Source organism: Marinobacter sp. (genome assembly GCF_039977835.1).
Classification (GTDB): domain Bacteria; phylum Pseudomonadota; class Gammaproteobacteria; order Pseudomonadales; family Oleiphilaceae; genus Marinobacter.
Genome location: NZ_JBDWCL010000028.1, coordinates 1 through 23,518, shown reverse-complemented (window position 1 = coordinate 23,518; position 23,518 = coordinate 1). Strand labels below are relative to the sequence as shown.

Here is a 23,518-nt window from a genome sequence, read left to right as displayed (position 1 = left end):
ATCACGTTCCTTTGACCTTGAAGGTTTCGAGCTAGAATCTTTCAAATATTTTGAACAAAAAAGGCCAGCAACTTTTAGTTACTGGCCTTTCGATTATCGGCCTCATCTCTCAGGCCAGCCACACTTAAGGCGAATGGCTTGCGCGCATGCGGGGTTTTTTGATGGCCGGGTGCTTACTGCCCGTACTTCTCCTTCGCCTTCAGACGATAGGCATGCAGAAGCGGCTCGGTGTAGCCGTTCGGCTGCTCGCGACCTTTGAGCACCAGATCCATGGCGGCCTGGAAAGCAATGCTGCCGTCGAACTCAGGCGCCATGTCACGGTAGGACGGGTCTTTGGCATTCTGGCGGTCCACAACCGCAGCCATACGCTTCATGGTCTCGTGGATCTGCTCTTCGGTGCAGATACCGTGATAGAGCCAGTTGGTGAGGAGCTGCGAGGCAATGCGCAGCGTAGCACGGTCTTCCATCAGGCCCACATCATTGATGTCGGGCACCTTGGAGCAGCCCACACCGCTGTCGATCCAGCGCACCACGTAACCGAGAATGCCCTGGGCGTTGTTGTCGAGCTCCTGCTGGATTTCTTCCGCCGACAGCGACTTCGGGTCGTCCATAACCGGAACCGTCAGGATGTCGTCGAGGTTGGCGCGGGTGCGGCTTTCCAGCTCCTTCTGGATATCCGCAACATTGACCTGATGATAATGGGTAGCGTGCAGCGTGGCCGCGGTTGGCGATGGAACCCACGCAGTATTGGCGCCTGCCTTCGGGTGGCCAATCTTGGCCTCGAGCATGCCAGCCATTAGGTCAGGCATGGCCCACATGCCCTTGCCGATCTGGGCAACACCACGGAAACCGGTTTCCAGACCAATATCCACGTTCCACTGCTCGTAAGCCTGAATCCACGCAGCCTGCTTCATCGGCCCCTTGCGGATAAACGGCCCAAGCTCCATGGAGGTGTGGATTTCGTCGCCGGTGCGGTCGAGGAAGCCGGTGTTGATAAACACCGCGCGCTCTTTGGCAGCATGGATACAGGACTTGAGATTCACGGTTGTGCGGCGCTCCTCATCCATAATGCCCACTTTCAGGGTGAACGCCGGCAGGCCAAGCGCGTCTTCCACACGGCCGAAGAACTCGTTGGTGAATGCCACTTCTTCCGGGCCATGCATCTTCGGCTTGACGATGTAAACCGAACCCTTGGTGCTGTTCTGCAGCTTGCCAGTGCCCTTCAGATCGTGAATCGCGATCAGTGACGTCAGCAGGCCATCCATTAGCCCCTCAGGCACTTCACTGCCGTCTTTCAGCAAGATGGCCGGGTTGGTCATCAGGTGGCCTACGTTGCGCACGAACATCAGGCTGCGGCCTTTCAGTACCAATTCGCCACCATCCGGGCTGCTATAGGTACGGTCCTCGTGCATCTTGCGGGTCATCTGCTGCCCGCCTTTCTCGAAGGTCTCTTCCAGGTCACCCTTCATCAGGCCAAGCCAGTTGCGGTAGGCCAGGGCCTTGTCGTCCGCATCAACGGCGGCAACAGAGTCTTCGCAGTCCATGATGGTGGTCAGCGCCGACTCCATCAGCACGTCTTTAACGTGGGCACCGTCGTCCTTGCCGATTGGATGGCTGGCGTCGATCTGGATTTCGAAGTGCATGCCGTTCTTGACCAGCAGCACACCGGTAGGCGTATTGGCAGCTCCGGTATAGCCAACAAAACCGGACTCATCCTTCAGGCCTGTGGACTCGCCGTTCTGCAGCTTGACCACCAGCTTGCCATCCTCAACCAGGTACTGTGCTGCATCCTTGTGACTTCCGGAAGCCAACGGTGCAGAGCTGTCCAGCAGATTGCGGGCAAATTCGATAACCCTGGCGCCACGAACCGGGTTGTAGCCACGGCCTTTTTCAGCGCCGTCTTCCTCGGAAATGGAGTCGGTGCCATAGAGCGCATCGTAAAGGCTACCCCAACGCGCGTTGGCGGCGTTCAGGGCGAAACGGGCGTTCATGACCGGAACCACGAGCTGGGGACCAGCCATGGTGGCCACTTCGGGGTCTACATTCGAGGTGGAAATTTTAAAGTCGCCCGGCTCATCAACCAGATAGCCGATGTCTTTCAGGAACGACTTGTACTCGGCCATATCGAGTTTCTGGCCTTTGTGGTCGCGGTTCCATGCATCCATCTTTTCCTGGATGGCATCGCGCCTGGCGAGCAGCTCTTTATTGCGAGGTGCCAGTTCGTGAACAATTTTGTCGAACTCGGCCCAGAATTTGTCCGCATCGACACCGGTGCCCGGAATCGCTTCATTGTTAACGAAATCGAACAGGTTCTTTGCGACCTGAAGGCCGCCGACTTGTACGCGTTCTGTCATCGTTGTTTGCCTCAGTGGGTTACTGTATTCCCTGCCCTTTCAGCGGGTTTCCCCGGAAGAGCCGTTGTAAATCGAGGGCCGTATTGTACGGGAAATTCCCTACAAGGTCATTCCCGCGCCTACAACCCGACCTTTGGCGGAGCTTATCCCCGGCGCCAGCTGGTTCCTTCACGGCTATCATCCAGAATGATTCCCTTAGCCGCCAGCTCATCCCGAATGCGGTCCGCCTCGGCGAAGTTCTTCTGAGCCCGCGCATCGGCCCGGGCCTGGATCATGGACTCGATATCGTCTGCACTGATCTCTCCGCCGGTGTCCGCCTGGAAGAAGGCTTCCGGGTCCTGTTGCAGCAACCCGAGTATGCCCCCCAGCCGCACCAGCACGGCAGCATGCTCACTGGCCTCAGCCTCACGGCCATCCCGACGGTGCTGATTAATCTCATTGGCTACGGCATGCAACACGGCAATGGCTCCGGCGGTATTGAAATCATCATCCATGGCCTCGGCAAAGCGTCGGTCATTCTCCGTCTCAGCCACATCCTTGGCGGGTACAAGCCCGCGCAGGGAATGGTAAAGCCGGGTCAGGGTACGCCCAGCTTCAGCAAGGTTCTCTTCCGAGTAATCCACCTGACTGCGGTAATGGCTGGAAACCAGGAAATAGCGCACCACTTCCGGGGCATACTTTTCAAAAATTTCGCGAATGGTGAAGAAATTGCCCAGGGACTTGGACATCTTTTCCTTGTTCACCCTGATAGCACCGGCGTGCATCCAGGTATTCACAAAGGTATGGCCGTTGGCGCACTCTGACTGGGCGATTTCATTTTCATGGTGCGGGAACAACAGGTCCGGCCCACCCCCGTGAATATCGAAGGTCTCGCCCAGGCAGCGATTCGACATGGCGGAGCATTCAATATGCCAGCCTGGCCTGCCCTCACCCCAGGGCGATGCCCAACTCACCTCACTCGGCTTTGCCGCTTTCCACAGCACAAAGTCAGCGGGGCTGCGCTTGGCTTCCTGCACGTCCACACGAGCACCGGCCACCAGATCCTCGAGCTTTTTCTTGCTGAGCTTGCCGTAATCCGGATAGGACTCCACGGAAAAGTAGACGTCGCCGTTATCTGCGGCATAGGCGTGGCCGCTGCTGACAAGCTTGTGGATCATCGCCACAATCTCGTTAATGTACTCGGTAGCGCAAGGCTCTTCCGTTGGCGAAAGAACACCAAGCTTGGCCTCGTCCTCGTGCATGGCCTTGATCATGCGCGCGGTGAGCTCGGTATAAACCTCGCCATTCTCCTCAGCCCGACGCAGGATCTTGTCGTCGATATCAGTGATATTGCGCACGTAGTGAACGTCGTATCCACTGTGACGCAAATACCGCGTGATCACATCAAACGCCACCAACACCCTTGCGTGCCCCAGATGACAGTAGTCATAGACCGTCATGCCACACACATACATGCGAACCTTCCCGGGCTCTATAGGCTTGAACTCTTCCTTTTTCTGACTAAGGGTGTTGTAGATTCTAATCACGCTACGCTCGTTAAAAGATTGAATGAATGTATCACCGAAATTTGCCCGACTGGTCCCCACACCTGGGCCTAACTTTACTTACCCTTTCCCCAGGAATCCCGGAGCGTCACTGTGCGGTTGAATACCGGACGACCTGCTGCTGCGGTCAGTTCCTGATCACAGAAGAAATACCCTTCACGCTCGAACTGATACGGCAAGTCTGTTCTGGGTGTGGCCAGACTCTTCTCTACCCTCGCGCCCTTCAGAACGACCAGTGACTCGGAATTGATGGAGTCGACAAAGTCCGTCTCTTTGTCACTATCCGGAGACTCATGGTTAAACAACCGGTCGTACTGATTGATATCCGTCTCAACGCTTTCTTTTGCAGACACCCAGTGAACGACGCCATTCGGTTTATAGCCTTCAGGGTTAACGCCCAGAGTATTCGGATCGTACTCACACTTGAGCTCGACAACTTCGCCACTGTCGTCGCGAATAACCTCACGACAGGTCATTACATAACCACCCCGCAGACGCACTGCCTGATCCGGGGCCAGGCGTTTCCACTTGCGCGGCGGCTCTTCTGCGAAGTCTTCCCGATCGATGTACAGGGTCTGGCTCCAGGTCACTTCCCGATCGCCCATGTCCGGGTTCTGGGGATGCACCGGCAGCACCAGAGTTTCAGTCTTGTCTTCCGGGTAATTGGTCAGCGTCACCTTCAGCGGGCGCATCACGCACATGGCACGGGGCGCACGGGTGTTCAGATCTTCGCGGATGGCGTGCTCCAGCATGCCCATATCGACGGTACCGCCAGCCTTGTTAACCCCGATCATGTCGCAGAAGATGCGAATGGAGTCCGGGGTATAACCACGGCGGCGCAGGCCCGAGATGGTCGGCATGCGTGGATCGTTCCAGCCATCCACGAAACCTTCATCGACCAGACGCCTGAGCTTGCGCTTACTGGTAATGGTGTAGTTCAGGTTCAGCCGGGCGAACTCGATTTGGCGCGGCTGGCAGGGAGCGGAGATATTCTCCAGCACCCACTCATAGAGCGGGCGATGGTCCTCGAATTCCAGGGTGCACAGAGAGTGGGTAATTCCCTCCATGGCATCGGAAATCGGATGGGTGAAATCGTACATCGGGTAGATGCACCACTTGTCGCCGGTCTGGTGGTGATCGGCATAGCGAATCCGGTACAGAATCGGGTCCCGCATGTTGATGTTCGGAGATGCCATGTCGATCCTGGCACGCAGCACCAACTCGCCGTTCTGGTATTTGCCGTCGCGCATATCGCGGAAAAGCTGCAAATTTTCTTCCACCGGTCGGTCCCGGTAGGGGCTGTTCTGCCCCGGCTCTTTCAGAGTGCCCCGGTATTCGGCCATCTGGTCCGCCGTCAGTGCGCACACGTAGGCCTTGCCTTTTTCAATCAGTTCAACGGCAAAGTCATAGATAGCGTCGAAATAATCGGAGGCGTAGCGCACCTCCCCTGCCCATTCGTAGCCCAGCCAGTGAACATCCTGCTTGATGGCGTCGATGTACTCCTGGGATTCCTTTTCCGGGTTGGTATCGTCAAACCGCAGAGTGCACACACCGTCAAACGTTTCGGCAATCCCGAAGTTCAGGCAGATCGACTTGGCGTGACCGATGTGCAGGTATCCGTTGGGCTCGGGCGGAAACCGTGTCACCACCTTGCCTGTGTGCTCGCCTTTGGCAACGGCGTCTTCAATCAGGCTCTGGATGAAGTTGTGGGCTTTCTTGGACTCGGCGCTCATACAATCTCATTAATAGGGTGTGGGTCTGAAACCGCGTATTATACTCACAAATCCTCGCCTAACTCATGCACGCGTACAAACTCTTCAGTACAATATCCGCATCGTTGCTTTTCATACCCATTCAAACAGGAAACCCTGATGATTCTGCTGAAAACCTCTCATGGTGATATCACACTGGAACTGGATTACGACAATGCTCCGGAAACCGCAAAAAACTTTGAACAGTACGTTCGCGACGGCTTCTACGACGGCCTGATTTTTCACCGGGTAATCAGCAACTTCATGATCCAGGGCGGTGGCTTCGAACCGGGAATGACGCCGCGCAAAACCCGCGAGCCTATCAAAAACGAGGCCAACAATGGCCTCAGCAACATGCAGGGCACGGTTGCCATGGCCCGCACCATGGACCCTCACTCCGCGACGGCGCAGTTTTTCATCAACGTTGAAAATAACGGTTTCCTTGACCATACCGCGGAGAACGCCGAGGGCTGGGGTTATTGTGTTTTCGGCAAGGTGGTGGACGGTATGGAGACCGTCAATGCCATTCGCGGCGTGCGCACCACCATGAGCGCGGGTCATCAGGATGTACCTGCAGATGACGTGGTCATTGAGAAAGCAGAAGTTGTAGAGGACGGAGGCACAGCGTGACCACGCTGTTTATTTCAGATCTGCACCTCGAAGAGTCCCGGCCGGACATTACCAACGCGTTGCTGACGTTTCTGGAGGAAAAGACCCGGGGAGTGGAGCAACTTTATATCCTCGGGGATTTTTTCGAGGCCTGGATTGGCGACGATGAGCGCACGCCGTTACAGAACCAGGTAGCGGATGCGCTGCGGGCAGTCAGCGACTCCGGCACGGAACTGTTCCTGATGCACGGCAACCGGGACTTCCTGATTGGAGAGGATTACTGCAACCGAATCGGCGCCACACTGCTGGACGACCCGACGGTGGTGGATTTGTACGGCACGCCCACCCTGCTGATGCACGGCGACAGCCTGTGCACCGCCGACGTGGAATACCAGAAGTTCCGCGCCAACATGCGCAACCCGCAATGGCAGCAGATGATCCTCCAGCGGCCCCTGGCGGAGCGTCAGCAGATGGCCCGCCAGTTGCGCGAAATCAGCATGGCCAAGAACAAGGGCAAGGAAGAGTTCATCATGGACGTCACCCCGGACGAGGTGGTGAAGGAAATGGAAACCCACGGGGTGCAGCGCCTGATCCACGGCCATACCCACCGCCCCGCAGTTCACGAGCTTGAAGCCAACGGTAAGCCTGCAACACGTATCGTACTGGGGGACTGGGATGAGAACGTCTGGTGGCTGGAAGTCACTCCAGACCAACCACCAGCCCTCAAAAAGCACCGCCTATAAACAGAGGGCTTGTGCCCCATAGCTGGAACTCGGCTATAGGGCGGGGTGCCTTTTCTGCCGGGAACAAAGGTGTCTGAGCGCAGCGAGTTCTTTTTCCCAGAAGAAAAGGCACCCCGCCCTATGGCCAGCCTCCAACCCCGGGTTAATGCTGCAGAATCTGCTCCAGGAATTTCTGGGTCCTCGGCTCCTGGGGATTTGTGAAAAATTCGTGGGGCGGCGCCTGTTCCACAATCTCACCACCATCCATAAAGATCACACGGTCCGCCACGGTTTTGGCAAAGCCCATCTCATGGGTAACGCAGATCATCGTCATGCCGCTGCCGGCAAGCTCGATCATTACATCCAGCACTTCCTTGATCATTTCCGGGTCCAGCGCCGAGGTGGGTTCATCAAACAGCATGATCTTCGGCTTCATGCATAGTGCCCGGGCAATGGCCACGCGCTGCTGTTGGCCACCGGATAACTGACCGGGAAACTTGTTCGCCTGATCAGGAATCTTGACCCGTGTCAGGTACTCCATGGCAGCCTCTTCCGCCTCTTTTCTCGGAGTCTTCCGCACCCAGATGGGTGACAGGCAGCAGTTCTCCAGCACCGTCAGGTGCGGGAACAGGTTGAAGTGCTGGAACACCATGCCGACTTCACGGCGCACTGTATCTATGTGTCGGATATCGTCGGTCAACTCGATGTTATCGACGATGATCTTGCCCTTCTGATGCTCTTCCAGCCGGTTGATACACCTTATAAACGTCGACTTGCCTGACCCGGACGGGCCACAGATAACAATGCGCTCGCCCTGGCGGACACTGAGATTCAGATCCTTGAGTACGTGGAAGTCGCCGTACCACTTGTTCATCCCCTCCACCCGGATGATGGCGGAGCTATCGTCTTTCTGACTTGGAACAGAGTCCGGCGACTCTGTTGTCTGGGTTTGATCAGTCATAATGTTACCCATCAGGTCCTGTGACCGGTGTCTAGTTTACGTTCAAGGTTCTGGCTGTAACGGGAAATACCAAAACAGAAGACCCAGAAACAGAAAGCCACAAACACGTAACCCTCTATCGCAACGTTTTGCCAGGCCGGGTCTGTAATCGTGGACTGTACGGTACCGAGTATGTCGAACAGGCCGATAATCAGCACCAGCGTGGTGTCCTTGAACAAGGATATGAAGGTGTTAACGATGCCGGGAATCACCATTTTGAGCGCCTGGGGCAGGATGATCAGCCCGGTTTTTTTCCAGTAACCCAGCCCAAGCGCATCAGCCGCTTCATACTGCCCTCTCGGAATTGCCTGCAGGCCGCCGCGGATCACCTCCGCCATATAGGCAGACTGCCAGAGCGTGATGCCAATCAGCGCCCGCATCAGCTTTTCAAAATTCATTCCGTCCGGCAGGAACAGCGGCAGCATAACTGACGCCATGAACAACACCGTAATCAACGGCACCGCTCGCCAGACTTCAATGAACACCACACAGAGGCCCCGGATAATCGGCATTTCCGAGCGCCGCCCCAGCGCCAGCACGATACCAATGGGCAGCGACGCGATGATCCCGATGTAAGCCAGGATCAGTGTCAGCATCAGACCGCCCCACTTGCTGCTTTCCACGACTTCCAGGCCGAAATAACCGCCCGGCACCAGAAAGTAGCCCACAACCGGAAGGCCGGTCAGGCCGAACAGACCAAACCACTTGCGCCCAGGAAAGCCTTCAATGAACTGGGGAACAAACGAGATGGCTAGCAGCGCGAACATCACGTCCACGCGCCACTGAAGTTCATCCGGGTAAAACCCGTAGATAAAGAAATTCAGCCGCTCGTTGATAAAAAGCCAGCAGGCACCTGTGCCTGTGCAATCGCTCGGCTCGTCACCCAGGAACGTGGCATCAAAAAACAGCCAGCTGAAGAGTGGCCCCACGCTGGTCACCACCAGGTAGCCGACCACCAGTGTCAGCAGGCTGTTGTACCAGCTTGAGAACAGATTCTGGCGCATCCAGGCGATGGGGCTGATCGCAATTTTCGGTGGTTTCATCATTGGCTCAGTCATCATCGCTCCTTAATCGCCACGGCCCTGTTGTAGATGTTCATAAACAGGGAAATTGACAGACTGATGGTGAGATACACCGCCATGGTAATAGCCACCACTTCCACCGCCTGGCCGGTCTGGTTCAGGGTTGTGCCCATGAACACAGCCACCAGATCGGGGTATCCGATAGCCGTCGCCAGCGATGAGTTCTTTGCCAGGTTCAGGTATTGGCTGGTAAGCGGAGGAATAATCACCCGCATTGCCTGGGGAATAACCACCAGACGCAACGTCAGGCTGTTCGGTATACCCAGTGCTTTGGCTGCCTCAGTCTGCCCTTTACTGACGGACAGAATGCCGGACCTGACGATTTCGGCGATAAAACTGGCGGTGTAAAGGGACAACGCAATCCACAGGGCCGCCAGCTCAGGAATAATGGTGATTCCACCACCGAAGTTGAACCCTTTCAGCTCCGGCAGATCCCACTCAAGGGGCGAGCCGGCAGCCAGGAAAGCCACGACAGGCAGAAGGACCAGAATGGCGACACCCACCTTGAAGGTGGGAAATATCCGGCCGGTGGCAAGCTGGCGTTTCCTGGCCCAGACACGTACACCGACCACAGCAACAATCGCCGCAATAAGGGCGCCCCAGACCAGACCAAAGCCTTCCTGAATCATTGGCTCCGGCAGATAGAGCCCCCGATTATTCAGGAAAAAGCTGCCACCTACATCAACGCTCTGACGGGGCGAAGGCAGGCTGCCGAGAACCGCGAAATACCAGAAAAAGATCTGCAGAAGCAGAGGGATATTGCGGATAACTTCGATGTACAGGAGCGCAAGTTTGGCCACAAGCCAGTTGCTGGAAAGCCGTGCCACGCCAATGATAAAACCGATAATGGTGGCTGTCACAATGCCCATGGCCGAAACCAGCAAGGTGTTCATAAGGCCGACAACAAACGTCCGGCCGTAGGTCATGGTGGCGTCATAAGGCACCAGCGACATGATAATACCGAAGCCTGCTGTCTCGTTCAGAAATCCGAAGCCGGTACTGATGCCTCGGCTTTCCATATTCGAAAGGGTGTTATCGACCAGTGTCCAGCCGCCCCAGAAAACAAGGGCAATGGCGATAAACTGAAAAAAGATGGAACGTATTCGGGGGTCGTACCAGGGCTTCGGCCCTGCCGGTCGTGAATCAACAGTCTGTTTTTTCATGGAGTTTCCCGGAAAGCTGAACCGCGATGAAACAAATCACGAAAACAGCGGGCAGGCGGAGAACCCGCCCTACCCGCTGTCCGCTTTCAGGTTTTAACGAAGCGGAGGCGCGTAAAGAATGCCGCCTTCAGTCCACAACGCGTTCAGGCCGCGATCCAGCCCAAGCGGAGTATCCGGTCCAACGTTACGGTCATACATTTCACCATAATTACCGACCTGCTTGACCACTTTCTGTCCGAAATCAGCCGGTAATCCCAGCTTTGCGCCCATGTCTCCATCAGTGCCCAGCAGACGCTGGATATTGGGGTTGTCTGACTTCAGCATTTCTTCGACGTTATCGCTGGTAATACCCAGCTCTTCTGCGTTGATCTGGGCAAACAGCACCCACTTGACGATGTTGAACCACTGGTCGTCCCCCTGACGGACCACGGGGCCAAGTGGCTCTTTGGAAATCGTATTGGGCAGGATCTCTGCGGAGCTTGGGTCGGTCAGTTTGGAGCGTAGCGCTGCCAGTTGCGAACGGTCAGAGGTCAGCACGTCACAACGGCCAGCGGCGAAACCCTGGACCGTCTGCTCAGACGTATCGAACACAATAGGCTGGTATTCCATACCCTTGGAGCGGAAATAGTCTGACAGGTTCAGTTCCGTGGTGGTGCCTGCCTGAATACAGATGGTCGCCCCGTTCAGTTCCGTCGCGTCATTGACACCAAGTTCCTTTTTGATCAGGAAGCCCTGGCCATCGTAATAATTGGTGCCGGTGAAATTCAGGCCCAGAGACGCGTCTCGGGTGAGCGTCCAGGTGGTGTTACGGGAAAGCATGTCGATTTCCCCGGACTGCAGTGCTGTAAAACGCTCTTTTGCAGTCAGCGGAGTAAATTCGACGGCCTGAGCGTCACCAAAGATTGCTGCAGCAACGGCGCGACAGGTATCAACATCGATACCGGTCCAGTTGCCCTTGTCATCTGGCTGGGAAAACCCGGGAAGACCACTTGTCACACCGCACTGCAGGTGGCCGTTTTCCTTGACGCTTTCAAGCGTTGTTGCCGCGGAAACGGCCGATGCAGAAAACAGGCCGCACAGCATGACTGCGCCGACGGCAATCGACTTGGTATTATTCATTCTGATTTCTCCGAAATTCCGTTGGTTAGAGGAGCAACTGGCTTTCAGCAATATGCGAGCCAGGCACACTAACTCCTTGATTTATAGTATTTGTTTTTTCCCTGAGCATTTCCTGATACCACCAACAGGCCACAATACTGTGCGGTCACTGCCTTGATTCGGGGCACTGGGACCACCAGCGACTCCGGAGCCGGTATTTCTGAACGCTCATGTATAAAATAGAAGCAGATCTGGAAATGGACCAGTTTTCCGATGATTTTCTGCGCCAGAGCCTTTTCAATCGCTTAGCCCGGCTCACGGTAGGTATCGGTGCGGGCCAACCACCCCGGCAGCCATTTTTCGCGTTCTATGGCCCTCGGGGCAAGCTCTGCACGGCGTATAAGCGTGCTTTTCGCCGCTTCCCGAAAGCGATGAAGAGCGGGTTCACCTTCTTCATTCATGGCAAGGAGCACCTGAAGCAGACCCCAGCCCTGCCCTTGGTAGGTTTCCTGTGCTGACAGACCCTCGCCCTTGAAATTGACGTAATCAATGACCGCATACGCTCCGCCGGGCGTCTCCACCAACGCCTGTAAATGCTCACCGACTGCCGCCTGTCGGGGCTCCGGTGCGGCTGACACAACTCTCACAAGGGCCCTTCGCGCACGCCGGACAATAAATTCCGCCTGAACCCCCCGGGTGGCCCACAGAAACTCTCTCAGCGAAGCCACCCTTTCATTACGCTCCTGGGTAGCCCCTTCATTGCCATGGGCCTGCATGAAAGCATTACGATCCGGCCAGGGCGCGTCAAACGGTTCCAGCTCGTTCAACCATTGGGGAAGTGTTACGGATTGAGCCTCCATAAACCGGATCAGTTCCGGAAAACTTTCCACGAACTGCCCGTCGACATTGGGCGGGTACCAGATGAAGTGTCCGATTCCCAGTGATGGAAAAGCCTCTCCCTCATTCCAGTGGACCAGACAGGTTTTCCGGCTGGCGCACTCGTTATGGAAAATCCGCTCACCGATCCAGGTCAGCTCATCGGGCGCGAGCTCGATGTCGAGCTCCGGGTCTGCACGGGTATGCAGGCACCCGGTGAAAAAGAGTAACAGCCCGATTAACAGCGGTTCATATTTAACGCGCGACATTGCCAGCCTCCAGCCGGTGGGGATACCCTGTTTTACAGGAATGTTGCCACGCACCAAAGCACTGGCAGCCGGAATTCGTGGCAGGCATCGGAATACACTATGACATTTTTCACAGCGCTCACCTCCCGGCGCTTTGCACAAACTGTGCTGTTGGCGTTTTGCTGGCTGCTGATCGTAAGGGCGAGTCATATACTGCAAAGTGGTGTCTGGCCCAATCCCGTGGGCATGCTTACGAGCGATCTTGCGGGCGCGCTGATCCTGGCTGTTCTATTGAGCATCACTGCAGGGGCCTTCAGGGTGCTGCTGATCGTTCTGCTTGGCGTTGCCGCTTTTGTTGCAGGCATGCACCTGACGGTGCACGGTACGCTTTTCCAGTTATCCCTGATCGGTAAAGGGGTCGACCCGACCTTTATAACCGGAAGCCTGATCAACAAGCACTCGCTGCTGCTGCCGGTCTACCTGCTGTTTGCCTGGCTGCTCCACTGGTTACATCGACGTTCCTGCACCAGTCCCATGGCTGACCGCAAGAGCCTGGTTGTATTCGCGGCGCTGGTGGTCGTTGTTTATGGTGCCTCCTTCCAGAGCCTGACAACACCAACCAATAATCTTGTGGCCAGTTTCTTCTCACAGATTCCCGTCGCCCTTGTCAGCCCATTTACATCCTCTGAAAACTCCGAAAGTGACCAGGCGGAAAACGCTCAGGAAATGCCGGACGACACCAATTTCTTTCACCAGCAGGTGGTCGCTCCGTACGTGGAACACCCGCCCAACGTTTTGCTCATCATGATTGAAGGCCTGTCTGCGGGCTACTTCCCAAGCGTGAGCGATTATCACAACCTCACTCCCCTGGTGAAACTGGGCAGTCTTGAAGAGAACCTTACCCAACACGGGTTCCGCATTTACAGGAATGCGTTGAGCATGGAGCGCCAGACAGACCGCGGAACCTTTACCATCCTCTGCGGTGAATATCCGGACTTCCGCAGGCAGTCCAGAAAGATGGTTGACGTGGCTGAGGAACGGGCCAGCGCCGACTGTATGCCGTCACGACTGCTCGAAAATGGCTACACCACTGCGTACTGGCAGGCAGCCCCGCTGGACTACATGCAAAAAGGGGATTTTATGCCGCGAATCGGATTCGAGAATGTGAGCGGAGCCGAGGTGTTCACCCGCGAAGGCGAAGAAGTCGAAGGCTGGGGGCCGCCGGATCCAGTCTATTTTGACAACATCGCCAAAAGGATTCGCAGACTTGACGCTACCTCTGCGCCATGGATGTTAACCCTGCTGAACGTGGGCACCCATCATCCGTTCAATATCGGAGAGGAAGAACCCGAAGACGATGATTTTGACACCGAAGATCTTGAAGAACTGGCTGACGCGGAGCCACAGGAAGCCCGCCGGAAGGCGATGAGAACCATGGGGGAAGCGCTGAATGGTTTCCTGGATGGCCTTGCCTCAGACGGTATTCTTGATGACACCCTGGTGATTCTCACTTCCGACGAATCCGGTGGTTTTATCCGGCAGGACCCGGAGTCGTTACCCCTGAACAACAACGTTGGAGTTCTGGCCGTGAGGCCTCCCAACGGAGACTCCCTGGCCCGCTACGCTCCCGAGCGCCAGATTGTCGCCCAGATAGACATACCACCGACGATACTCGACATTACCGGGCTGGGCAGGAAAACCGGCGACATGATTGGCCGAAGCCTGCTGGTGCAGCAGCAGAACGCCACGCGCGACCTGTTGCTTGCTGATACCTACACCGGGCTGAAGTATTTCCTCCGGGAGTCCGGCCAGTTGCTGAGTTGCAGTGAGCTGATGACCAGGTGCAAAACATGGCAGTTCGACCCGAAACGACTGTTTGGCACCCTGGAACAGACGGATGCTGACCCGTTTCTGACCTTCGAGGAGCGTACCGCGCTGTTCAATAGCGCCTCCTATATGAAGCCCATTGAGAATCCATGAAGCAGAAACTTCAAGCCGGGAGACCCTTACCTGAATGAAGATTCTTGCGTTGCACACTCTGGCGTTTCTGCACCTGCACCGTCGGGGCTTACTGACCTTTTACCTGTTCTTCACCGGCCTGACACTCGCCGCCCTGACCCCTGTGTTTTCCGGCGCAATGGCAGCCCTTCGTCCGATCACTGGCCAGGCTGCGATCAGTACCGGCGGCCTGGTACAGTTCATTATATCGCCCGGGGGGCTTCTATGGCTCGCCGCTACCGCTACCATCACGACGCTTCTGGTGATTCTTCAGCAGGCAGGAATGACCTGGATAGCCGCCTCCGCCGGGCACCGGGAGTACCGGATTGCAGTGTCGGCACTCTGGGCTCTGGCCCGTCACTTCAGAAGACTGCTGACACTGGCGGTGCTTCAGGTTGCAGGCCATATCCTGGTCGCGATGCCGTTCCTGCTTACCGTGGTCCTCGCCTATCAGTTTCTTCTCGCACCCCACGACCTCTACTACCTGAAAATGGAACGCCCGCCGGTTGTCTGGTGGTTCATGAGCATCTCCGGCCTCGCCATACTCGGTATTGCCGTCTGTAATGGCTGGCTGTACCTGCGGTGGATACTCTCTGTCCCCCTGGTTCTTCTGGATGGCCTTGGCGCGAGACTAGCGCTCACGCAGAGCAACCATCAGGTGCACGGCCAGCGTTTGCCCGCGACCGGAGCTTTGCTCGCCGGTCTTGCAGGAGTGGTCATACTCCCGGTACTGGTCACTCTTGCATTCCGGGGCATTGGCAGCTTTCTGCTTCCCAGGTTACCGGAACAGATGGATCTGCTCATGCCCGTTACTCTCGCCTTCGTGGCGCTTTATATCCTCTTTACCATAACGCTGGCTTTTGCGGGTATCGCCACCTACAGCATGCTGATATACAGCGTTTACCGGCAGGCAACCGGCCATCACCAGCGGGTTTCCACAAAAGGGTTGCCCAGACAGGCGGGCCCCCTGGCGTGGGCCGCTGAAGCCCTGGTCATTGTGCTGGCCATGGGCCAGGCCTGGTTCGTACTGCAATCGTTCGAACAACAGGACGAGGTTTCCATAACCGCCCACCGTGGCAGCGCCTTCAAGGCGCCGGAAAACACCCTGAGCGCCGTTGAACAGGCCATTGAAGACGGAGCGGATTTCATTGAAGTTGACGTTCGCATGACAGCCGACGGCGTGCCGGTACTCTGGCACGATGCCGATATGAGGCGGGTATTCGGGCTGGATGGAAAAATCTCCGACATTACACTGCAAGAGGCGCGCGCGCGGGATGCGGGATCATGGTTTGCCCCCCGATTCAGTAATGAACGCATTGCTACACTGGAGGAAGTGATTGCCACGACCCGCGGCAGTGCCGGCCTGTACGTCGATATAAAACCAGACCCGGACACCCCTGAGCTAACCCGGGAAGTAGTCCATCTGCTGGACAGGATGGAGGCTATTGAAGGCACTGTGATTGCGGCAGCCGAATGGTCCGTACTGGCCGAAGTACGGGAACTGGCACCTGAATTGAAAACCACGCTGCTGGCCCAATTCATTGTCGGCCCGCTTTGGGAACAGAGCTTCGACATTCTGGGCCTGCGACAAAACAGGGTGACGCCCGCCACTATTGCGCAAACCCGCCAGTCCGGCAAGGAACTGCATGTGTGGACGGTGAACAATCCGAATGCCATGTCCCGCTTTATAGACATGGGGGTGGACAATATCATTACCGACCGTCCGGATGAGCTGGCGGACCTCCTGGAGCGCCGCAATGAACTGACCGACGCCGAACTGCTGGTGGTCAAACTACGCAACTGGCTTCGGTAACAGCTGCTTACCCAAGGGAACTCGTCTAACCTTGAACCTGACCTTAACACCCACTTCAAGGAGCGCATCGACATGAACCGCCCCAACCTGTGCTCATGCCGCTGGTTCCGGTCATTCTGTCTGATATGGGCAATAATTGTATTGTGTTCCGCCGTGCCTGCCTATGCCGAACCGCCCAACGACACGGGGGGTGAAGAAACGAACAAGGAAGCTGCCGGGACATCCACCGAAGAAGAACAAGTAGAGGAGCCCGAAGAAGCAAGGCCTGCTGTCCAGCCTGAACTGGAATCCGAGACCGAAGAACCACCCGAGATTCAGCTCCCAGACACCGAAACAGCAGATATCCGCCAGCAGATCCAGGCCCTGAGGACGTCCCTGGATCAGCGGCTGGTGGCAGTGGAATCCACGCGCAACCGGCTCACCTACGCGGAATCGCTTCTCAACCGGCTACAAGACGAATACGACAGTTTCGAGCTGCGCCTGGAGAAAGCAGGTCTCAACCTGACCGGCAATTATGCCAATTTGCTTCAGCAGCGACTTGAACGGCTGCAGCGCCAGGGCGTTGCCGAGGATCTCATCGGCGACATTGAAAGCCGTTTATCGACGGCACGCGAGGAGCAACTTCGGCTCGAAGAGTTCGAGGCTATCATTGATCCCGGCGATGATGCCCGCGACCAGCTAAGGAGCCAGAGAGCAAGCCTGGTGCGTCAGCTCCATAAGGCCGTCACCGAACACATACAGGTGTTGAATGAGTATTACAGCACGGTGTCGGCCCTGAAGGACCAGGTAGAGGCCTATCAGGTGCTGCTTCAGCAGCGGCTGTTCTGGCTGCCCAGTGCACCGGTTGTGGGCCCGGACACCATCGAGAAACTGTTCGACGCAGCAACGTGGTTTTCCGGCCAATTGCGACTCGATTCGCTCAGTGAAGCCATTGATGAATCGGTTCAGGAGCGTGGCGGCCGTATCGCCTTCCTGGTTACGCTTACGGCGCTTCTCCTGGTCAAGCGACGCGCTGTCAAGCGTAACCTGGGGGCCAACAGCCAGTATGTTGGGAACGTTGGCCATGACCGCATTGATTATACGCTGTATGCGTTTGCCAACAGCGTCTTGCTGGCGTTGCCCGGTGTATTTGTGTTCGCGGTCGGGGCCCTATTACTGATGGAAGGCAACGATTTTTACGCCGCCCTGTCCAGGGGCCTGGCCGCAGCGGCATTGGTTACCCTCCTGCTGGCATTTATCCAGAACGTTGCCCGCCGGGGCGGCTTGGGAGATACGCATTTTCACTGGCATGTCGACTCACTGCGCGCCATTCGCCGGGAACTTCCGTTTCTTCTTGCGGTAATCATTCCTATCACTGTTATATTACCAACCACCGCAACACCCGGCGGTTCCGAATTTGAGGGCAGCCTCGGGCGCCTGCTTTTCATCACCGCCTCAATTGCGCTATCAACATTTGCGCAGCGCATCATGAGAGCAGTCCGGGCCGACCGCCCTCATAACAGGTTTCTGCTGTTCCTCCATATCCTGGCGGTTGCAACACCTCTGATCCTGCTGGTGGCCTCGCTCCTGGGCTATCACTACACCGCCCTGGAACTGGAGCGGAATCTCTTTATCAGCATTTGCTGGATAGCCTTCAACGCCATGCTGTTCTATGTCGGCCTCCGGGCACTTTCAGTCAGGGAGCGTCGCCTGACGCTGGAGCGGCTGAGGGAACACCGCGAGGCGGAACGCAAGGTCGCCGATAACAAGGAAGCAGCGGAATCCTCCGGCGAAGGGGTGCCGCAGACCCTGGACATGCCGGAAATGGACCTCAAGGACATCAGCCAACAGAGTACCGCGCTCTTGCGCATCCTGGTTTCAGCACTGCTTATTTCGGGCCTGTGGCTGCTCTGGGCCGGCCTGATTCCGGCGCTGGAGATGTTCGACAACATCACACTCTGGACCATCGCTACCGACCTCGAAGGTGGCGACCCGTTGCCCATTACCCTCGGCGACCTGTTGCTGGCGTTGCTGGTTGGCATCGGTACCGTGCTGGCGGTCAAGAACCTCCCCGGCACTCTGGAGGTCATGGTGCTCAGCCGGATGAAGCTTGAGCCCGGCACCGGATACGCGATTACCACCCTGACCACCTATACCCTGGTGCTGGTCGGTGTGGTGGTTTTCCTCGGGGTGATTGGCTTGCAATGGTCCAAACTGCAGTGGCTTGTAGCTGCACTCGGGGTGGGGCTGGGCTTTGGCCTACAGGAAATTGTGGCCAACTTTGTGTCTGGCATCATCCTGCTGTTCGAGCGGCCCATTCGTGTGGGAGACACCGTCACCATCGGCAACATCACCGGTACGGTCTCACGTATCCGTATCCGTGCAACCACACTGGTTGACTGGGACCGCAAGGAGCAGATCATTCCCAACAAGACCTTCGTTACCCAGGATCTGACCAACTGGACACTGTCTGACTCGATCACCCGTGTCATCCTGCATGTCGGCGTTGCCTATGGCTCCGATGTGGACCAGGTCCAGCAGCTGCTCACGGAGGTGGCGCAGGATAACGAACGGGTAGTGGATGACCCCGCGCCGGCGGTATTCTGCGTTGGCCTCGGTGACAGTCGCATTGAGTTTGAGCTGCGGGTGTTTGTGAATGATCCCCTGGACATCATGCCCCTGTCCCACGAGATTCACTCCGCCACTACCCACGCCCTGCATGAAGCAGGCATCCGGATCCCCTTCCCTCAGCGCGATGTGCACGTCCGGACACTGGACGATCACGCTGACGGGGTTGGCTAAGGTGGCACGGTTTCACCGGAGCCGCCCATATCTGCGGGCACATCCCTGAATTTCGTGAGGCCGTCGCTGACAGGCAGAACGCGGTCCTGATAATGCACATGCACTCCGGGCCTGAACTCAACGTCCGGAATGATGGCCGCGTACACATCAACCAGCCCCAGGGGCGGATGGTCGGTGAGAACATGGCCGCCACAGTTACGACACCATTTACGATAGCTCTGCGTTGTTTTGTGATAGGTGCCCAGGCTGTCCCCACCACGAACCACAGAGACCGCCTCAGGCTTCCACAAGGTGAAAGCGTTTACAGGCCCCGCGGCTAATGTGGGCATTACTCATGATCACACCTCCCTGGCTATCCAACCGGGTAGCATAAGACTTTCTGCGCTTCTGACTCAGTATCCTGCAGCTGGAATTGCCCGGAAAGTGGCTAAAATGACATTATTAACGGGTCATCCAGCCACCGGGAGGCGAACCCGCGCGGCCCTATTTCACGGTGCGTACCGCCTCGCTTGACGGTGCCCCGGTGCAAACCGGGGTTTGCCTGAGCCTCACCCCACGTACTTTCGCTCGCCGATTCAAGCTGGCCACCGGAGAGACGCTGACGAATTACCTGCACCGCCTCCGGATCAATGCAGCGCGCCATATGCTCGAAAACGACGCCCGCGGGATCCACAGCATCAGTGGAGCTGTTGGTTACAATGACACAGCCTTCTTCCGACGCGTTTTCAAACGACATACCGGCCAGTCACCCGGGCAGTACCGACAGCGGTTCGGCATCAACCCACCGGAGTCCGTTGCGATCAACGCCCGGACGCCCCACCGTTGATCCCAACAACAAGGCTGTCAGGATTCTCTAAGTCTGTACCCGACACCGGTGACGGTCTCAACGCGGTCTGCCTGGCCACCCAGTTTCCGTCTCAGTGTTCTCACCACCGCGTCCACCACATTGCTGCCACCTTCGTAGCGAGTGCCCCACACATCCCGCAGCAGTTCACTGCGGGACACCACTTTGCCCTGGCGTGCCTCCAGGTAGCGCATCACCCCGAACTCCAGCGGTGTCAGGGGCACCCTGCCCTCATTAAGCATCAGTTCCCTGGCATCCACGTCCAGCAGCCCGGCTTCCTGTTCCACGCCAAGTTCCGCAGCTGCAAGATCCGCCAGCCAGCCATCTACCGAGGCCGGGCCGAAATCGAGCACAGCGGTGTGGTATTGATGTCCATCCAGCACGACCATTCGATCAGCCAGCACTTCAAAACCCAGGCGTCGGGCAACGGGCGCATAGGCTTCCAGATCCCTCACCGTGATGTAAACGCGACGGAGCCTGGGGCGCAGTTCCATGTAGGCTCTTTTCAGATCGAGCCAGACCGACGCCTGGACATCACCAGGAGAATCACCGTCGCAAAGGCTCAACCAACGGCGACAAAACAGGGCAATTGCGTCCTTTGGCATGGGATGCCGTTTCAGGTGGGCGTACCATTGCTCCATGACTGTATCATCCACGATCCAGGCGAACTCCATCTTGTCTGACCGAAACTTGCAGTAGAAACCGACAGCCCGCCCCGAGCTATCGCGAACCACGGAAAATGCTTGTGGTATACGATGCCACCAACTTCTGACCGCCTGATTGGCTTCAGGGCCCTCGCAGGCTTTAAGAACATCTGCCAGGGCGGACTCATCAACCACGCTTGCCATTTCCACGGTCAGGGCTGCCGGTGAGCCACTGGGGAAAAACGCTTCCCGCACCACCGGATTTTCGATCATGAAAAGCACATCTGCGGTATAACGCCAGAGGTCACCACCTCCAACAGAACCTGCCTCACGGGTCAGCTGTCGCCAGGCAGCCCGCCGGTATTCGAGATAACGTTCGGGATCACTTGCATGAAGGGACCGTGCGATCGCCTCCCGCACCGCGTCGTGAATCATCAGCCCATCACTGGTGGCATCCACGAAAGGCAAGCGGCGCAGTCGCTCCAGGGCGTCCCGCGGCGCCAGATCGGGAAAGAGCGCCTGCAACAGCGGCAGGGTCACCCGACGAACGACGGCGGAACCTTCAAGCACCTGCCTGGTAACGGCGTCGTTCACATCTTCCAGGAAGATGTGAGTCAGCTCATCAAGGGCATGCTGTAAAGGTGTGTCGGTTGGCCACTGCTCAGGTGTTACCTCGCGCAGGGCCGCTGCGGCCAGTTTGAGTGCCAATGGATGTCCGTGAGTGGAACGGACGATGAGAGCCCCATGCTTCTCGCCGATCCCCAGAGTCTGCAAAAAGTCCCGCGCTTCGTTTTCGGCCAGCGAGGAGACCGGCATTGCGCGCATCAACTGTCCCCATCCCGGGCTCGAATACCAGGCGGCTGCGGGTGGCTGGCGGCCACCAAGCACAACCCTTACATTCTCCGGAAGCGATGGAATGAACACCTGTCGCAACCATGTGTCCAACAGTCTGAAAACCTCGAAGGTATCGAACACCAGGATAACGATACCTCCAAGACCGCCCAGGCGATCCACCACCACACCGGTGTCCTGGGCAGCTACACCGATCGCCTCACTCAGCGCGCCGAGCACACCCTGCTCAGTGGGCTCCACATGGCGGCAGTCAAGCTGGATAACGGTCACCCCCCGGGCACGGACGATGGTCGCGAAACGAGCCAGCAGCGTGGATTTCCCGATCCCTGCAATTCCGTGAACGTGCATGATTCGTGGCCCCTGCGGCTCCAGCAGAGATTCCAGAGTGGCCAGTTCCGCGTTACGGCCCACGAAGTTCTGGTGTGCGTGGGCCGCCAGCAAATCAGACATCCTTTGCGGCATGGCTAATCCCTCCCACTACATTCTCATAATATTCTCATCCCCTCATCACCTCTGATCACGCATTCGGGGCTATAACTGACAATAGCAGTAACAGCAAACAAACCCTCAATCTCAAAAGGAGCATCCATATGAGCACCGAATGGAAAATGCAGGGTGAATATTTGGAAAGCTGCACCTGCAGGGGCGCCTGTCCCTGTATCTACCTGGAGCCACCGACAGAAGGTGACTGTACCGCCCTGGTCGGCTGGCACATCAAAAATGGCCAGTACGGCGATGTCCCCCTTGACGGCCTGAACATCGCAGTGGCTCTGAATGCCCCGGGCCCAATGGCCGAAGGTAACTGGAAGGCGGTGCTGTACCTTGACCAGCGAGCAAACGAACAGCAGCAAGAGGCGCTGGGTACTGTGTTCGGTGGGAAGGCCGGAGGCCACCCCGAGTTGCTGGCCTCCATGATTGGAGAGGTACTGGCTGTTGAAACACAGCCCATTGGTTTCGTGGTCGAGAAGGGTCACCGACACCTGACCATCGGCGATTCTCAGGAGGCCAGCATTAACGCCATTGAAGGCCAGGGTGGCGAGGATGTAACGATCAATAACCATCCGTTTGCCGTGGCGCCCGGCCACTCGCTGGTGGTCGCAAAGTCCCGGTCCCTGCGACATCAGAATCACGGCCTGCAACTGGACCTGAGTGAGCGAACAGCGCTGTATTCGCCTTTCGAGTACGCCGGCCCTTAACACCGGAGGTTGTCACGATGGAACTGACAATGGCGAGAGTTTACTCACTCGAACGTATGCTGGTCGGCGCCGTTCTGGTCGTGCTGACGGTACTGGCATGGGCCTTTATGGTCACCGGAGATACCTCCGGTGACATGGCCATGCCGGTGACCGGAGCTGCAGCGCAAGGCTGGAACCTGCACCTTCTGATCCTCAATGTGATCATGTGGGGTGTCATGATGGTGGCGATGATGCTACCCGGAGCAGCACCCATGATCATGACCTACATACGGGTTCACCAGCGTAGGGTCGCCTCGCACCGGGCGGTGGCACCCACCTGGGTATTCGTGGCCGGCTATCTGGTGGTCTGGGCAGGCTTTGGTGTGATGGCCGCGATTGCCCAGTGGATACTTCACCAGACCTCCCTGCTGAGTTCTGCAATGGGGCACGTGGCACCCTTGTCAGGCGCTGCTTTGCTCATCCTGGCCGGAGCATTCCAGTTCAGCCACCTGAAACAGGCCTGCCTCAACAAATGCCAGTCGCCCCTTGGCTTCCTGATGACAGAGTGGCGGGAGGGGCTGGCCGGCGCCTTCATTATGGGAGCGAGGCATGGTGCATTCTGTGCCGGTTGTTGCTGGGCGCTGATGCTGTTGATGTTTGTGGGAGGCGTTATGAGTCTGATCTGGATGGCCGGGCTGGCATTCTACTTCCTGGCTGAAAAACTGGTCCCCTGGCCGCGGCTGTTCAGCCACGCTACGGGCATGGTCCTGATAGCCGCTGGCGTTCTGATGATCGCGGTTCACTGAGGAGCAAGAGGCAAACGCTAGGAGTCTGCGCGGCAGGAGCCACCTTCTGGCATAATACGTAAAAATTCTTCAGCACCGGAGAATCCGATGGGAACCACCTTCCGCCCCTATTCACCTGATCAGGAACTGCTTCTTCCCCCGAGCCTGAACGAGTGGCT

At 57.2% G+C, this 23,518-nt stretch carries 17 protein-coding genes and 1 pseudogene; 8 read left to right on the top strand and 10 right to left on the bottom strand.

The features are described from left to right. Positions 1-173: 173 nt before the first annotated feature. The 3 genes from ABJM11_RS08595 to ABJM11_RS08585 all read right to left on the bottom strand — a co-directional run bounded on the left by ABJM11_RS08595 (position 174) and on the right by ABJM11_RS08585 (position 5,631). Positions 174-2,354 (bottom strand): malate synthase G, encoded by a 2,181-nt coding sequence (locus tag ABJM11_RS08595; RefSeq protein WP_348297004.1) that lies wholly within the window; start codon positions 2,352-2,354, stop codon positions 174-176. A gap of 143 nt (positions 2,355-2,497) precedes the next feature. Further along, positions 2,498-3,880, bottom strand: a complete 1,383-nt coding sequence (gene cysS, locus ABJM11_RS08590) for a cysteine--tRNA ligase (protein ID WP_348297003.1) — start codon at positions 3,878-3,880, stop codon at positions 2,498-2,500. 74 nt (positions 3,881-3,954) lie between these two features. Next, entirely contained in the window at positions 3,955-5,631 is a 1,677-nt protein-coding gene (locus tag ABJM11_RS08585; RefSeq protein WP_348297002.1) for a glutamine--tRNA ligase/YqeY domain fusion protein, read from the bottom strand. A 138-nt stretch (positions 5,632-5,769) separates the two neighbouring features. Between ABJM11_RS08585 and ABJM11_RS08580 the strand changes: the two genes are divergently transcribed. Both ABJM11_RS08580 and lpxH read left to right on the top strand, forming a co-directional pair. After that, positions 5,770-6,279 carry a peptidylprolyl isomerase gene (locus tag ABJM11_RS08580; protein ID WP_348297001.1) on the top strand — a complete coding sequence of 170 codons (510 nt, stop codon included), beginning with the start codon at positions 5,770-5,772 and terminating at the stop codon, positions 6,277-6,279. Continuing rightward, on the top strand, positions 6,276-7,001 hold the full coding sequence (lpxH, locus tag ABJM11_RS08575; RefSeq protein WP_348297000.1) for a UDP-2,3-diacylglucosamine diphosphatase: 726 nt from the start codon (positions 6,276-6,278) through the stop codon (positions 6,999-7,001). The genes ABJM11_RS08580 and lpxH overlap by 4 nt, the downstream gene beginning before the upstream one ends. A 142-nt stretch (positions 7,002-7,143) precedes the next feature. Here the strand turns inward: lpxH and ABJM11_RS08570 are convergent, their stop codons facing one another. The 5 genes from ABJM11_RS08570 to ABJM11_RS08550 form a co-directional block, all read right to left on the bottom strand. Further along, positions 7,144-7,854 (bottom strand): amino acid ABC transporter ATP-binding protein, encoded by a 711-nt coding sequence (locus ABJM11_RS08570; protein ID WP_348297006.1) that lies wholly within the window; start codon positions 7,852-7,854, stop codon positions 7,144-7,146. A 98-nt stretch (positions 7,855-7,952) separates the two neighbouring features. After that, the gene (locus ABJM11_RS08565) at positions 7,953-9,038 is read right to left on the bottom strand and encodes an amino acid ABC transporter permease (protein ID WP_348296999.1); all 1,086 of its coding nucleotides are present in this window, start codon (positions 9,036-9,038) and stop codon (positions 7,953-7,955) included. After that, positions 9,038-10,225, bottom strand: coding sequence for an amino acid ABC transporter permease (locus ABJM11_RS08560; protein WP_348296998.1), 1,188 nt, complete (start codon positions 10,223-10,225; stop codon positions 9,038-9,040). Before ABJM11_RS08560 ends, ABJM11_RS08565 begins: the two co-directional genes overlap by 1 nt. Positions 10,226-10,318: 93 nt before the next feature. Continuing rightward, a complete protein-coding gene (locus tag ABJM11_RS08555) occupies positions 10,319-11,344 on the bottom strand; it encodes an amino acid ABC transporter substrate-binding protein (RefSeq protein WP_407069983.1) in 1,026 nt (341 codons plus the stop codon). Positions 11,345-11,628: 284 nt separating this feature from the next. Next, on the bottom strand, positions 11,629-12,468 hold the full coding sequence (locus tag ABJM11_RS08550; protein WP_348296997.1) for a hypothetical protein: 840 nt from the start codon (positions 12,466-12,468) through the stop codon (positions 11,629-11,631). A 99-nt stretch (positions 12,469-12,567) separates the two neighbouring features. Here ABJM11_RS08550 and ABJM11_RS08545 point away from each other — a divergent pair, with 99 nt between their 5' ends. From ABJM11_RS08545 to ABJM11_RS08535, 3 genes are all read left to right on the top strand, one after another. Continuing rightward, the gene (locus ABJM11_RS08545; RefSeq protein ID WP_348296996.1) at positions 12,568-14,427 is read left to right on the top strand and encodes a sulfatase-like hydrolase/transferase; all 1,860 of its coding nucleotides are present in this window, start codon (positions 12,568-12,570) and stop codon (positions 14,425-14,427) included. A 34-nt stretch (positions 14,428-14,461) separates the two neighbouring features. Continuing rightward, positions 14,462-16,258, top strand: a complete 1,797-nt coding sequence (locus ABJM11_RS08540; RefSeq protein WP_348296995.1) for a glycerophosphodiester phosphodiesterase family protein — start codon at positions 14,462-14,464, stop codon at positions 16,256-16,258. Between the two features lie 72 nt (positions 16,259-16,330). Then, complete coding sequence (locus ABJM11_RS08535) at positions 16,331-19,039, top strand: mechanosensitive ion channel domain-containing protein (protein WP_348296994.1); 2,709 nt, start codon at positions 16,331-16,333, stop codon at positions 19,037-19,039. On the opposite strand, the pseudogene ABJM11_RS08530 reads toward ABJM11_RS08535, so the two are convergent. Next, positions 19,036-19,356 (bottom strand): annotated as a pseudogene (locus tag ABJM11_RS08530) (GFA family protein); the annotation flags it as partial. The gene ABJM11_RS08535 and the pseudogene ABJM11_RS08530 overlap by 4 nt on opposite strands. 176 nt (positions 19,357-19,532) lie before the next feature. On the opposite strand from ABJM11_RS08530, the gene ABJM11_RS22495 reads away from it, so the two are divergent. Then, on the top strand, positions 19,533-19,865 hold the full coding sequence (locus ABJM11_RS22495; protein WP_407069982.1) for a helix-turn-helix domain-containing protein: 333 nt from the start codon (positions 19,533-19,535) through the stop codon (positions 19,863-19,865). A gap of 17 nt (positions 19,866-19,882) precedes the next feature. On the opposite strand, the gene ABJM11_RS08520 is transcribed toward ABJM11_RS22495, so the two are convergent. Continuing rightward, the gene (locus ABJM11_RS08520; protein ID WP_348296991.1) at positions 19,883-21,841 is read right to left on the bottom strand and encodes a winged helix-turn-helix domain-containing protein; all 1,959 of its coding nucleotides are present in this window, start codon (positions 21,839-21,841) and stop codon (positions 19,883-19,885) included. Between the two features lie 128 nt (positions 21,842-21,969). Between ABJM11_RS08520 and ABJM11_RS08515 the strand changes: the two genes are divergently transcribed. Both ABJM11_RS08515 and ABJM11_RS08510 read left to right on the top strand, forming a co-directional pair. After that, positions 21,970-22,575 carry a DUF1326 domain-containing protein gene (locus ABJM11_RS08515; RefSeq protein WP_348296990.1) on the top strand — a complete coding sequence of 202 codons (606 nt, stop codon included), beginning with the start codon at positions 21,970-21,972 and terminating at the stop codon, positions 22,573-22,575. Positions 22,576-22,592: 17 nt separating this feature from the next. Beyond that, positions 22,593-23,360 carry a DUF2182 domain-containing protein gene (locus tag ABJM11_RS08510; RefSeq protein ID WP_348296989.1) on the top strand — a complete coding sequence of 256 codons (768 nt, stop codon included), beginning with the start codon at positions 22,593-22,595 and terminating at the stop codon, positions 23,358-23,360. The last annotated feature ends 158 nt before the right edge of the window (positions 23,361-23,518 follow it).